10 protein-coding genes are annotated in these 12,836 nt (G+C 54.2%); 7 read left to right on the top strand and 3 right to left on the bottom strand.

All coding sequences use genetic code 11. From position 1 onward, the window contains the following. The first annotated feature begins 102 nt into the window (after positions 1–102). The 3 genes from ACMGG3_RS07470 to ACMGG3_RS07460 all read left to right on the top strand — a co-directional run bounded on the left by ACMGG3_RS07470 (position 103) and on the right by ACMGG3_RS07460 (position 2,707). Positions 103–678, top strand: coding sequence for a helix-turn-helix domain-containing protein (locus ACMGG3_RS07470; RefSeq protein WP_032670344.1), 576 nt, complete (start codon positions 103–105; stop codon positions 676–678). 65 nt (positions 679–743) lie between these two features. Beyond that, complete coding sequence (locus tag ACMGG3_RS07465; RefSeq protein WP_121339641.1) at positions 744–1,784, top strand: NADP-dependent oxidoreductase; 1,041 nt, start codon at positions 744–746, stop codon at positions 1,782–1,784. Between the two features lie 254 nt (positions 1,785–2,038). After that, a complete protein-coding gene (locus ACMGG3_RS07460; protein WP_020884031.1) occupies positions 2,039–2,707 on the top strand; it encodes a GntR family transcriptional regulator in 669 nt (222 codons plus the stop codon). Between the two features lie 133 nt (positions 2,708–2,840). Here the strand turns inward: ACMGG3_RS07460 and pqqU are convergent, their stop codons facing one another. Then, complete coding sequence (gene pqqU / locus ACMGG3_RS07455; protein WP_414149750.1) at positions 2,841–4,955, bottom strand: TonB-dependent receptor PqqU; 2,115 nt, start codon at positions 4,953–4,955, stop codon at positions 2,841–2,843. A 241-nt stretch (positions 4,956–5,196) separates the two neighbouring features. Between pqqU and ACMGG3_RS07450 the strand changes: the two genes are divergently transcribed. Next, positions 5,197–6,258 (top strand): YncE family protein, encoded by a 1,062-nt coding sequence (locus ACMGG3_RS07450; RefSeq protein ID WP_032678242.1) that lies wholly within the window; start codon positions 5,197–5,199, stop codon positions 6,256–6,258. A gap of 71 nt (positions 6,259–6,329) precedes the next feature. Here ACMGG3_RS07450 and ansP read toward each other — a convergent pair whose 3' ends face one another. Further along, positions 6,330–7,826 carry an L-asparagine permease gene (gene ansP, locus ACMGG3_RS07445; RefSeq protein WP_020884034.1) on the bottom strand — a complete coding sequence of 499 codons (1,497 nt, stop codon included), beginning with the start codon at positions 7,824–7,826 and terminating at the stop codon, positions 6,330–6,332. A gap of 347 nt (positions 7,827–8,173) precedes the next feature. Next, the gene (locus ACMGG3_RS07440) at positions 8,174–9,709 is read right to left on the bottom strand and encodes a methyl-accepting chemotaxis protein (RefSeq protein ID WP_414149749.1); all 1,536 of its coding nucleotides are present in this window, start codon (positions 9,707–9,709) and stop codon (positions 8,174–8,176) included. Positions 9,710–10,050: 341 nt separating this feature from the next. Between ACMGG3_RS07440 and ACMGG3_RS07435 the strand changes: the two genes are divergently transcribed. From ACMGG3_RS07435 to ACMGG3_RS07425, 3 genes are all read left to right on the top strand, one after another. Beyond that, positions 10,051–10,590, top strand: a complete 540-nt coding sequence (locus ACMGG3_RS07435; RefSeq protein WP_025204120.1) for an AAA family ATPase — start codon at positions 10,051–10,053, stop codon at positions 10,588–10,590. 110 nt (positions 10,591–10,700) lie between these two features. Continuing rightward, positions 10,701–11,720 (top strand): LLM class flavin-dependent oxidoreductase, encoded by a 1,020-nt coding sequence (locus ACMGG3_RS07430; RefSeq protein ID WP_032678238.1) that lies wholly within the window; start codon positions 10,701–10,703, stop codon positions 11,718–11,720. Continuing rightward, the gene (locus tag ACMGG3_RS07425; RefSeq protein ID WP_032680943.1) at positions 11,699–12,820 is read left to right on the top strand and encodes an amidohydrolase; all 1,122 of its coding nucleotides are present in this window, start codon (positions 11,699–11,701) and stop codon (positions 12,818–12,820) included. Before ACMGG3_RS07430 ends, ACMGG3_RS07425 begins: the two co-directional genes overlap by 22 nt. The last annotated feature ends 16 nt before the right edge of the window (positions 12,821–12,836 follow it).

Here is a 12,836-nt window from a genome sequence, read left to right as displayed (position 1 = left end):
CGATATTACACAACTGTACAGACGGATGGCTATGACATAAGCCAGATTTTTTTGTTATCAAAACCGCGTTGAAATGCCGTTCATACACTATAGTATGACGTCATGAATACTATGACAGACACAATGAATCAAAGGATTAGCGCGCGAATTCGCCTTGAACGCGAGTCGCGAGGATGGTCATTAAGCGAGCTTGCTGACCGGGCCGGCGTCTCGCGCGCCATGATCCACAAGATAGAGCGCGGGGACAGCAGCCCGACGGCGACCTTGCTCGCGCGGTTATCCGGCGCGTTTGGCATCAGCATGTCAACGCTGATCGCCAGGGCCGAAATGCAGGAAGGAAAGCTGCTGCGTCTGGAAAACCAGCCCGTCTGGCGTGACCCTCAGACACACTACCTCCGCCGCCACGTTTCACCCCGCACCGATCTGCCCATCGATCTTGTTCAGGTTGAGCTGCCGGCGGGAAGTGATGTCCCTATGCCCGCCTCGTCGTATGCGCTGGCGCGCCAGCTTATCTGGCTGCAGTCTGGCGAACTGGTTTTCCAGGAGGGCGATACCCGTCATGAAATGCACGCCGGTGATTGCCTGGAACTGGGGCCGCCCAACGACTGCCGGTTCATTAATGAGACGAATGAAACCTGTATCTATCTGGTTGTGCGGCTTAACCAGTCTGGCTCGTAAAGTTAAAGCGTTTACGCCGATCATGAGCCAGGCTCTAATGACATTTGTACCAGAAGGAGTTCCTGATGAATCAATCTGTTTCGCAAAATCGCCGCTGGGTTCTGGCTTCTCGTCCGCACGGTGCGCCGGTCGCGGAGAATTTTCGTCTGGAAGAGCAGCCTGTTCCTGAACCTCAGGCAGGACAGCTTTTGCTGCGCACGGTCTGGCTGTCGCTTGATCCTTACATGCGTGGCCGCATGAGTGATGCACCTTCCTATTCACCGCCAGTGGAAATTGGGGCGGTCATGGTGGGGGGAACGGTCAGCCGCGTGGAGCAGTCAAATCATCCGGACTATACGCCGGGTGAGTGGGTGCTGGGCTACAGCGGCTGGCAGGAGTATGCAATTTCAGACGGCAGCGGCCTGGTGAAACTGGGCGATAATATTTCTCACCCCTCGTGGGCGCTGGGCATTCTGGGTATGCCAGGGTTTACCGCCTATATGGGGCTACTGGACATCGGCCAGCCTAAAGCCGGTGAAACGCTGGTGGTTGCGGCGGCGACGGGGCCGGTTGGTGCGACGGTCGGGCAGATCGGTAAAATCAAAGGTTGCCGGGTGATCGGCGTTGCCGGTGGTACAGAAAAATGCCGCCATGCCGTAGAGGTGCTCGGGTTTGACCAATGCCTGGATCACCATGCCGATGACTTCGCGGCCCAGCTGGAAAAGGCCTGCCCGAAAGGGATTGATGTCTATTATGAAAACGTCGGCGGGAAAGTTTTTGACGCCGTGTTGCCCTTACTGAACACCTCGGCGCGCGTACCGGTATGTGGTCTGGTGAGCGGTTACAATGCGACGGGTCTGCCGGAAGGGCCGGATCGTTTGCCGTTATTGATGGCGACGATTCTGAAGAAACGTATTCGTATGCAGGGGTTTATCATCGCTCAGGATTACGGCCATCGCATCAAGGAGTTCCAGGATGAGATGGGGCGCTGGGTGCAGGAAGGCAAAATTCACTACCGTGAGCAGGTTACAGACGGCCTGGAGAATGCGCCTGAGGCGCTGATTGGCCTTCTTGAAGGAAAAAACTTCGGCAAAGTCGTGATTCGCGTCGCGGGTGACAATAAATAATCTAAAATATGGCGGGGTTTCCCGCCATATTTATTTGTGAAGATACGATATATTGTCTTTAATTAACTGGACATGGCTTTTCGCGCCTTCCGTTCAGATGAGCACGAAAACGAAAAAAAATAAATTTTGCATTTCTTGCCATTTTTACAGACTTCCCATCACCAGGCATGACGATACAGGATATATCGGAACAGCGTCGTTTATAAAAAACGGCGTTTAAAAATAGCATTAAGTATTAGCTACAGGAATTGAACATGCTTGATTTGGACCATTTAGAAAAAGCGCAAAGGATCAGTCTTACCATGCAAGTCGAACTCAGTTTGAAAGGCGCGTTAATTACAGGCTCACTGAAACCTGGCGCTCGACTGATTACCAAAGAAATTGCTGATAAATTAGGAACCAGTATTACCCCGGTCCGCGAGGCGCTTTTGCGTCTGGTGTCGTCTGGGGCATTACACGCCACGCCAGCCCAGGCGTTTCTGGTTCCTGAGGTCACGCTTGAGCGTTATAACGAGATTAACGCCATCAGAAAACAGCTTGAGCCTATGGCGGTAGCTGCCGCCTGTCAGCATATGACGGAAAATAAGCTGGAGGTGTTGCGCAAGCTATCAGAGACATTCCATGAAGCCATGCGCAACGGGCACGTTCAGCAGGCGCTGCATGCTAACCGCATCTTTCGGTTTACGCTTTATCAGTACGCGGAAATGCCGACACTCAGCGCCTTAATTGAGCAGCTATGGGTGCGTATTGGACCTTGCATGAACTATCTGCATCAGGAGCTTAACGACATCAAGGTGTCGACTTATCACTACGCCGAGCTCCTGTCCGCGCTTGAGCGAAGAGATGTTGATGGCAGTCAGAAGGCGATAGAGACGTTGATTGACGAAGCGAACACGCTTTTACAGCGACAATATTTTAACTGAGAGATTATTTAGCAGAGCGACTATATCCTGCCGCGAATTATATTCCTGGTTAAATACTCCTGATGGCTTATTGCCATCAGGAGCGTTATTCCATTTATAAAAATAATATACAGCAAAAAAGAATGCTTTTTGCTTACTCGAAGCGATAAGAGACCGACAGACCTACGCCGTAGTTACGGCCCGGTGCAGGTTCGTAATAACGCCCGTTGGATTCATTCACGATAACCGATCCGACATACTCTTTATCGAACAGGTTATCGACGCGACCAAAGACGTCCATTCCCCAGTTACCGTAGTTGAATTTATACCCGGTATTCAGCCCAACCACCGTGTAGGACGGGGCTTTCGCCGTGTTCTCGTCATCCGCCATGATATCGCTCATGTAGCGCACATCCGATCCCGCATACCAGCCTTCTTCCGGCTGCCAGCCAAACGAGGCATAACCCATGTTGCGGGCAATGCCTGGCATACGGTTGCCGTTACAGTCGCCGGTGCTGCACACGTTGGTACGATAGGTGGCGTCCAGATAGGTCCACGCCATTTTCAGCTTCCAGTTCTCAGCAAACTGCTGATCCAGGGAAACTTCAACCCCCTGACGACGGGTTTTACCGGCGTTTTTATAGCTGGTACGACCGCCAGCGCTGGCATCGACGACAATCTCATCATCCGTATCGGTGCGGAACAGCGCTGCCGTCAGCAGACCATTACCGATACGGGTTTTGCTGCCCACTTCATAGGTATTGTTCGTGGAAGGTTTCAGGCCAATGTTGAGGCCGCCCTGGTTATCCGCACGATAAGAGAGCTCATTGATGGTTGGCGTTTCAAACCCGCGACCTGCCGCAGCATAGAGATTCCACGCATCGGTCACGGCATATTTCACCGAACCGGCCGGGAGCCACTTGTGATAGCTTGCGTCACCGCTGTCGTCTCCGTTGCCCGGGGTCACGTAATGGTCGTTGGAGTCAAACCAGACCGAGCTGTAACGGACGCCGGCATCCACGGAGAGTTTCTGCGTTAACTGCCAGCTGGTTTGCAGGTACGGGTCGACGTTCCACATCAGGTTACGTTCGTTACGACGTTTGTCACCCTTGACGCCGTACTCCGGCACGCCGTTGTTCATGACGAAGTTCTCGTATCCGCGACGATCTTCGCTCATGTTTTCGTAGTTCAGACCGGTGGTAAAGGTGACCGGAACCAGCAGTTCGCCACGGTGCGTCCAGCGGGTATCAATCCCCTGGTAATGGCGCTGCATATCAATCACGCCGCCGGAGTGGGAAGGTCTCAGCTGAGGCTGATAAGGAATTGACTGGTACTGCGTCATTTCACGTTCGCCGGCGTACATCATGACGCTGAGATCGTCCTGGGTGCTGAGCTGACGATCGTAGCGCAGGCCAGCCTGGGTCTGCTTGATGGTCTTGCGCGTATTGTATTGATCGCCACGCGGAGACTGGCGAGGGTTGTCATGCCACTCCTGGGCACTCAGTCCACCCGGATCGTTGGCTTTCATGTCCACGCTGTTGAAAATCAGCGTCAGCTTGCTCACGTCATCAATACGAACACCCAGTTTAGCGTTGGCGAGATTCTTCCGCGCGCCGCTGTGGTCGCGATAACCTTTAGTCGTGAAACGGGTAGTGGACACGGTGTAGTCCACATCCCCGGCATGCGTCCCGTCACCCATCGCGCCGGTGGCTTTCATTCCATAGCGCCAGGTACCGTAACTGCCGTAATAGCTGCTGGCCTCGATGGTCGGCGGCTGCTGCCCGGTCTGGGTCGTCATGTTGATCACGCCGCCGGAGGCGTTGCCATAAAGGGCAGAGAAGGGGCCGCGCAGCACTTCTACGCTGTCCACGCTGGAGAGATCGATATTGGAGGTTTGTCCCTGTCCATCCGGCATGGTTGCCGGAATACCGTCGACATACATACGGATACCGCGCACGCCGAAGGTTGAGCGGGCACCAAACCCACGCATCGAAAGCTGGAGATCCTGAGCATAGTTCTGGCGGTTCTGGATCTGCAGCCCCGGCACGCTGCCAAGAGATTCAGACAGGTTAATGCGTGGCGCAGCATGACGCATATCCTCGCCATGCACGACGCTAACCGCCGCCGGGGTATCGAGCTCCGAGACGGTTTGCGGCGTGGCGCTGACGATCATGGTCTGTTCATCGGCACTCATCGCAGTGAGAGGCGCAGAGATAACAGGAACCAGCAGCAGTGGAAGCGTTGCCTTACGGGCAGAAATGATTTTCATGAAATAGACCGGTTATGGAAAAAACGTACCAAATGGAACATGTCCATATATGTTAAATCTTTTGTAAATCTTTTGAAAACTATAACCGCACATTGCGTTAATGAAAGGCCGGGGAGGAAAGAAAAACTCCACATTTGACTCATAAATGATTACTATTCTCATTATCAAAACGGCAATGCCATGACGTTGCCTGCCGGAAGTGATGTCAGCAGTAAACCCTGTGTTCAAAAAAGGAATTGTTATGTCTTTACGTCATCTGTGCTCGCCGCGCCTGAGTATGTCTCTGCTGTCAGGGGCGTTACTGTTTGCCGGAACCTTCCAGGTTCATGCTGCCGAAGAGATGTTGCGCAAAGCGGTAGGGAAAGGCGCATATGAAATGGCCGTGAGCCAGCAGGAGAATGCGCTGTGGGTCGCGACATCGCAGAGCCGCAAAACGGACAAAGGCGGGATTGTCTATCGCCTTGACCCGGTCACGCTGGACGTGACGCAGGTCATTCATAACGATCTCAAACCCTTCGGTGCCACCCTTGATAATGCCACCCAGACGCTGTGGTTTGGTAACACCATCAACGGCGCGGTAACCGCGATTGATGCCAAAACGGGTGAGGTGAAAGGGCGACTGGTGCTGGATAACCGTCAGCGCAGTGAAACCGTCAAACCGCTGCAGCCGCGCCAGCTGGTGGCCGATGACAGCACAAACACCGTTTACATCACCGGCGTAGGCCAGGAGAGCGCGATTTGGGTAGTGGATGGTGCAACGCTGAAGCTGAAAGAGACCATCAGCAGTACCGGTAAATTCAGTACCGGCCTGGCGCTGGATGCGAAGGCAAAACGTCTTTACACCACCAATGCTGATGGCGAACTGGTGACGATTGATACGGCAACCCACAAAATCCTCAGCCGTAAAAAAGTGCAGGACGACGGTAAGGAGCACTTCTACCTGAATCTGAGCCTGGATACCGCCGGACAGCGTGCGTTCTTAACCGACTCAAAGCAGCCGGAAGTGCTGGTGGTGAATCTGAAGGACGGCAGCGTCATCAAGAAAATTGCCGTGCCTGAATCGCTGGCCGTTCTGTTTAACCCGGCGCGCAACGAAGCGTATGTGACGCACCGTGAAGCGGGTAAGGTGAGCGTAATCGACGCGAAAACCTACAACGTTACCAAAACCTTCGACACCCCGGTCTATCCGAACAGTCTGGCGCTCTCTGCGGATGGGAAAACCCTGTATGTGACGGTAAAACAAAAATCGACCCGTCAGCAGGAAGCCACCCAGCCTGATGACGTGATTCGTATCACGCTCTAAGTTTCGCTCCTCAACACAAAGAAAAAGGGAAGGCGCAATGCCTTCCCTTTGTATTAACCAGCAGGTCGATATTAACGCGACGTCTCTTCAACCAGCGGGGCGTCGTGTTTGGCATCATCAGGATGAACCGGCGCCGTGCTGTGAATTTCTTGTACGCGTTTACGCACGCCAAACCAGCCGGCAATCAGCAATACGGCCAGCAGAGGAATGGTGGCAATCGTGTAGGTACCGTTCGGGTAATCAAACGCCATCAGCACCAGCACGCTGAACAGGAACAGCAGGGTGAGCCAGGAGGTCACCGGTGCGCCCGGCAGCTTAAAGCTGACTTCAGCGGCTTTGCCTTCTTTGATCGCTTTGCGCAGACGCATCTGGCAGACCACGATAAAGGCCCAGGAGGCGATGATGCCGAGCGCGGCAACGTTCAGCACGATTTCGAATACCTGAGACGGTACCAGGTAGTTCAGGAACACGCCGAAGACATACACCACCAGCGTCGCCAGAATGCCCGCGTAAGGCACATGCTGACGGCTCATCTTCGACATGAATTTCGGCGCCGAACCGCCCATCGACATGGAGCGCAGGATACGACCGGTAGAGTAAAGACCCGAGTTCAGACTGGAGAGCGCAGCCGTCAGCACCACGATATTCATGATGCTGCCAACATAAGGCACGCCCAGTTTAGAGAAGAAGGTCACAAACGGGCTTTGACCCGCCTGATAGGCGTTCCACGGCAGCAGCAGAACCAGCAGCACCACGGAACCAACATAAAAGAGACCGATACGCCAGATAACGCTGTTAATGGCTTTAGGTACCATGGTCTGTGGGTCTTTACATTCACCCGCCGCGGTGCCGACCAGCTCAATGGACGCGAAGGCGAACACCACACCCTGAACCAGTACCAGCGCAGGCAGCAGGCCATGCGGGAAGAAACCGCCGTTATCAGTGATCAGGTGGAAACCGGTGGCATTGCCATCAAGCGGTTTACCGCTACCGAGGAACACCGTACCCACGACCAGGAACACCACGATGGCCAGCACTTTTACCAGCGCGAACCAGAACTCCATCTCCGCGAACCACTTCACGCCGATCATGTTCATGGTGCCGACAATGGCCAGTGCGCCCAGCGCAAACACCCATTGTGGCACATCACCAAACGCGCCCCAGTAGTGCATGTAAAGCGCGACGGCGGTGATATCGACAATACCGGTCATTGCCCAGTTGACGAAGTACATCCATCCAGCAACGTAGGCCGCTTTTTCACCGAGGAATTCACGGGCATAAGAGACAAAACTGCCGCTGGAAGGGCGATGCAGTACCAGTTCGCCCAATGCACGAAGAATGAAGAAAGAGAAGATCCCGCACACCAGATAGACCAGGGCGAGAGCCGGGCCAGCCATCTGCAGACGAGCGCCAGCACCTAAAAACAGACCCGTTCCGATAGCGCCGCCGATGGCGATCATTTGAACCTGACGGTTGCCCATCGCTTTGTGGTAGCCCTCTTCATGGGAGTTTAACCAGCGACGTTTAGCAGCGTGATGATCGGCTGCGCTTTTATTGCTTGTTTTCATTGAGTTACCTGTTTGCCTGTCTGAACCATTATCGTGATAGTCCTGCCTGGCAGAGTGCAATACAAACGATTGCTTCTGCGCAAACACATGTTGCCTTCCCAGTCATTCTGCGTATGGATAAGGCGAAACATGGCGAGGCATCCTACCTGCAATTCATAAGCGACGCAAAATATAACCGTGCCGAAAGTGATGCACGTCGAAGGAAATCGTGTGGTCAGAGCAGACGGGGATCACAACACGCTGAATAGCGGTGAGTTTTTAGACAAATCCATTAATGAAGTGGTGCTTTAATCATCAGTTTCGCTTAATGATTGCGCAAAGCAACCAGCGCATAACGGCGCCTTTGCTCAACCGCCAAAAACGGCAATCGCCTGTTGCAGACGGGTCGTGCTCTGCGTCAGATGGTGTGCGGCGTCCGTCACGTTATCCACCATACCGGTATTGTTTTGGGTCATTGTACCGATACGGGAGATGGACGCGTTAATCAGGGTCAGCGCCTGCGTTTGCTCCTGCGTGGCGTGGCCTATCTCCTTAATCAGAGAAGACATCTCCATGACATTGCCAATCATCACCGTGAGCTGCGATTCAGTTTGCTCGACCTTCTCCACGCCGGCGTTCACGCTGGAAACGTTTTTCTCTATAAGCGTTTTGATCTCTTTGGCCGCCGTGGCAGAGTGCTGGGCAAGGTTGCGCACTTCGGCCGCCACGACCGCAAAACCGCGCCCGGCATCACCCGCACGCGCCGCTTCAACGGCCGCGTTCAGCGCCAGAATATTGGTCTGGAAGGCGATACGATCGATGACGCTGATGATGTCGACGATCTGGCTGTTATCCTGCGACACGGACTGCATCATGCCGATAGTCTCTTTCATCATTGCTTCACCGCGGTGAGCGCTGGTGCGGGTGCGATCTGCCATCAGGATCGCGTCTTTCGCCGTTTCAGCCGTCTGCTGAACCGCGCTGGCAATTTCTTCCACGGCTGAGGCCGTTTGCTGCAGAAAGTCTGCGGTTTCTTCGGTACGTGTCTGTAACGCCATACCTTCTTTCGCCACCTGCTGGCTGATTGTACTTATACCGCTGATTTGCGCACCGACATCGTCCACCAGCGAATGGAGGTTCAGACCCGACTGATTCACCATGCGCATCATCAGGCCGATTTCATCGACGCGGTCAAAATGGTAATAGTCAGCTTTACGTCCTGAAACCACCCGCTGCATTTGCTGGACAATGGATTTAACCGGCTTTGCAATTTGCGCATGAAGATAAACGGCCAGGGCAATAAATAGCAGAGCCAGACCTACAGTCTCAACAATACGATCGGCAAATATAAACAGCTGCAGACAGGCGAGCAGGGCGGTTATCGCAATACCAAGATGGATCCTTTTACTGGTGCTGAGGCGTTTAAACAGCGACGTAAAAGAGAACAGACCGTGGCGAACAAACAGGCCTTTATAAAAGCGGTGATGTTTTAATTCATTATTGCGCACTTTCTCATACCGTTTTTCACTGACAGCAATCTCTTTACGCGAAGGAATATTCCGCACAGAAATATAGCCGGTTAACGTTTCATTCTGATAAACCGGGGTGACGTTTGCGCGCACCCAGTAGTGATCGCCGTTCTGGCGGCGGTTCTTGACTAGCCCCGTCCAGGTCTCACCCTGTTGCAGGGTAAACCACATGTCGCCAAACGCCTCGGCAGGCATGTCGGGATGGCGAATAAGATTATGCGGCTCACCGAGAAGACTCTCTTCTTTATAGCCGCTGGCGTCAATAAAGGCAGAGTTCGCATAGGTAATATGGCTGTGCGTATTGGTGGTCGACATGAGCGTCGAACCTTCGTTAAGTAAATACTCGTTTTGTGTAACGGGAGTGTTATTCCGCATCAGTAACCCCATGGTCATATATCAATAAAAAAGAGCCCGTTAAACATTCAGGCAAGATTGAAAGGTTTGTTTTTATTTTTACTGTCGGCATATTCTCTACGAAAGTTATGCGTTCCGGAATACCCTGTGTTTAGTATTTTTTATTTTTAAATTGCGTTCGATGTAATAAAAATGAAAATATTTATCGGTGCGTTTTTGTAGCACCCTGCAAATAAACGCCATAAGGCAAATTAAAAGCGGGAGATCACTCTTCGACGTAAACTGACCCGCCGAAATAGCGTTTCGTTAACAAGATGAAAACGCTATGCTTTAAGGGTTTTTCTTCAACAGGGGGCAGCAGGGTGAAAGTAAATGTGATTGGCACCAGCGGGAGTGGAAAAAGCACTCTGGCGAAGCGTATCGCCGCAGAACTGGATATTCCTTACATTGAAATGGACCGACTTTACTGGTGTCCGGACTGGCAGGGCACACCGGACGCTATCTTGCTGGAAAAACTGGAGACGACGCTAAAGGCGTCAGCGGAGTGGGTGCTTGATGGCAACTATAACCGTACGCGTCCTGTGAAATGGCGAGACGTGGATCGGGTGGTGTGGGTGGATTATGGGTTCGCCCGAACCCTGTATCAGGCTGTCACCCGAGCGTTCACGCGCGCCTGGCACAAACAGGAACTGTGGCCCGGTACGGGAAACTGTGAGAGTTTTCGTCGCTCATTCTTGAGCCGTGAGTCCATTATTATCTGGACAATCAAAACCTGGCGCAGCAACCGCGCACGTTATGCACGCGATATGGTAGACCCGCAATACGCCCATATTCATTTTGTCCGCATTACCCGCCGCAGTGAGGTGGAAAACCTCATTTCATCGCTTAAGTCACACGCGTAGCATGGATTTATATATCTGATTTCCGGCAAACCAAATGTAAATTAATTGTTTCTCAGAGGTGAAATACGCCTTTAATAATGACGACATGTTAAGTCAAACGAGAACGCAACATGTCCTGGCGAATCAGTATTCTGGATAAAAGCCCCATCGCTGAAAACGAAACGGCTGCCGATGCACTGGCGCGAACCCTGGCGCTGGCACAGCAGGCAGAAAATCTGGGCTATCACCGTTTCTGGATTGCCGAACACCACAACACGCCCCAGCTGGCCAGCCCTTCACCCGAACTGTTAATCGCCTGGATCCTCGGGCAAACACGGCGTATCCGTGTGGGCTCTGGTGGCGTCATGCTCCAGCACTACAGCCCTTACAAAGTCGCAGAAAATTTCAACCTCCTGGCCGCGCTTGCTCCCGGGCGCGTGGATCTGGGCGTCGGGAAAGCCCCAGGCGGCCTGCCGCTCTCCACCCGGGCGCTGCAGCAGGGCCTCGATCAACAGCAAAAAGGCAGTTTTGCCGAACAGCTGACACAGCTTCATCACTGGATCCAGCCGGAAAATCAGTCGGTGGACGAGGCCGTTCGCGCGACGCCGCTGCCGCCGGTTCCGGCGCAGGGGTTCCTGCTGGGGGCCAGTACCGAAAGCGCGCTGCTGGCCGCGAAACTTGACTGGCATTTTGTCTTTGCTGCTCACCTGAATGGGGATCCGGCGCTGCTGCGTGAAGTCATTACCACCTGGCGTAACCACAGCGCCCGGGATGCGATTGTGGCGGTGCAGGTCATCGTCGCCCAGTCGCAGGCTGAGGCTGAGGCACTGGCACAACAGGTTGAAGTCTGGGGCGTCGAACTGGCAAATGGGCAGCGCGTCACCGTGGCCAGCGAAGAGCAGGCCTATGCCTTTGCCCGACAGGCGGGCAGCGAGCCGGTGCGCATTGCCCGTCGGGCACAGTCGCTGCTGGCGGGAACAGCTGAATCGGTGCTGGAACAGTTGAACGCCCTGCACGAAAAATGGGGCATTGATGAATTCATTATTGATACCCCCGTTGCGGATGGCGTAACGCGACTACAGTCTCTGCGTCTGCTGGCGCAGGCGAAGCTTAACAAGGAGGTCGCCGTATGCGTTTTGACGAACAACTGATTGCCTGGCGCCGGGAGCTGCACCAGAACCCGGAGCTGTCCGGCCAGGAGGTCGAAACGACCGCTCGCCTGCGTCAGTGGCTGACGACGGCTGGTATTACGCCGCTGCCTTATGCGCTTCAGACCGGCGTGGTGGCCGAAATTGGCACGGGAAAAAAGCTGATTGCGCTGCGGGCCGATATTGACGCCTTGCCCATTGAAGAGCGCAGCGGCGTGCCGTTTAGCTCACAGCGTGCGGGGGTGATGCATGCCTGCGGACACGATATTCATACCAGTGTGATCCTCGGGGCGGCGCTAAAGCTTAAAGAGCGTGAAGCGTCTTTAAACGGGCGTGTGCGGATCCTCTTTCAGCCGGCTGAAGAGAACTTTGGCGGCGCGAAAAGTATGGTGCGGGCCGGTGCCTTACGTGATGTCAGTGCCATCTTCGGGATGCATAACGAGCCGGGGCTGCCGGTCGGGGAATTTGCCACCCGCGGTGGGCCGTTCTACGCCAACGTCGACCGGTTTGTTATCCGAATTACCGGTAAAGGCGCGCATGCTGCACGTCCGCATGAAGGTAACGACGCCATCGTGTTGGCGAGCCAGCTGGTAACGGCGTTGCAGAGCGTTGCCAGCCGCAACGTCAACACGCTTGATTCCGTGGTGCTGAGCGTCACGCGCATTACCGGGGGCAATACCTGGAACGTCCTGCCGGAAAGCGTTGAGCTGGAAGGCACGCTTCGCACCCACCGCGTGGAAGTGCAGCAGAATGTGAAAGCACGCGTCGGCGAAATTGCCGCCGGGTTTGCCAGCGCGTTTAGCGCGCAGATCGACATTACCTGGTACGCCGGGCCTACCGCGCTGGTCAATGACGTGCACTGGGCCGAATTTGCCACCGCCGTTGCCAGAGAATCTGGGTATGAAACGCAGCACGCCGAGCTGCATATGGGTGGGGAAGATTTCGCGGTGTATCTGCAGCAGATCCCCGGGGCGTTTGTCAGCATCGGCAGCGCCAGTCCGTTCGGTTTACATCACCCGGCCTTCAACCCGGATGAAGCATTAATTGAGCCCGCTGCCCGCTATTTTGCACAGCTTGCGGAAAAAGCCCTGCAACACGTTTAATTCTGAAGAGGTGAAT

Origin of the sequence: Enterobacter sp. BNK-18 (assembly GCF_047456135.1) — a bacterium.
GTDB classification, from domain to species: Bacteria; Pseudomonadota; Gammaproteobacteria; order Enterobacterales; family Enterobacteriaceae; genus Enterobacter; species Enterobacter ludwigii.
The sequence above is the reverse complement of the archived record's forward strand: the minus strand, read 5'-3'. Positions and strand labels throughout refer to the sequence as shown.

What these genes read in the sequence shown, in the direction of transcription:
- pqqU (WP_414149750.1), bottom strand. Translation starts at nt 4,955, where the DNA reads ATGAAAATCATTTCTGCCCGTAAGGCAACGCTTCCACTGCTGCTGGTT.
- ACMGG3_RS07460 (WP_020884031.1), top strand. Translation starts at nt 2,039, where the DNA reads ATGCTTGATTTGGACCATTTAGAAAAAGCGCAAAGGATCAGTCTTACC.
- ACMGG3_RS07430 (WP_032678238.1), top strand. Translation starts at nt 10,701, where the DNA reads ATGTCCTGGCGAATCAGTATTCTGGATAAAAGCCCCATCGCTGAAAAC.
- ACMGG3_RS07450 (WP_032678242.1), top strand. Translation starts at nt 5,197, where the DNA reads ATGTCTTTACGTCATCTGTGCTCGCCGCGCCTGAGTATGTCTCTGCTG.
- ACMGG3_RS07470 (WP_032670344.1), top strand. Translation starts at nt 103, where the DNA reads ATGAATACTATGACAGACACAATGAATCAAAGGATTAGCGCGCGAATT.
- ACMGG3_RS07425 (WP_032680943.1), top strand. Translation starts at nt 11,699, where the DNA reads ATGCGTTTTGACGAACAACTGATTGCCTGGCGCCGGGAGCTGCACCAG.
- ansP (WP_020884034.1), bottom strand. Translation starts at nt 7,826, where the DNA reads ATGAAAACAAGCAATAAAAGCGCAGCCGATCATCACGCTGCTAAACGT.
- ACMGG3_RS07465 (WP_121339641.1), top strand. Translation starts at nt 744, where the DNA reads ATGAATCAATCTGTTTCGCAAAATCGCCGCTGGGTTCTGGCTTCTCGT.
- ACMGG3_RS07440 (WP_414149749.1), bottom strand. Translation starts at nt 9,709, where the DNA reads ATGCGGAATAACACTCCCGTTACACAAAACGAGTATTTACTTAACGAA.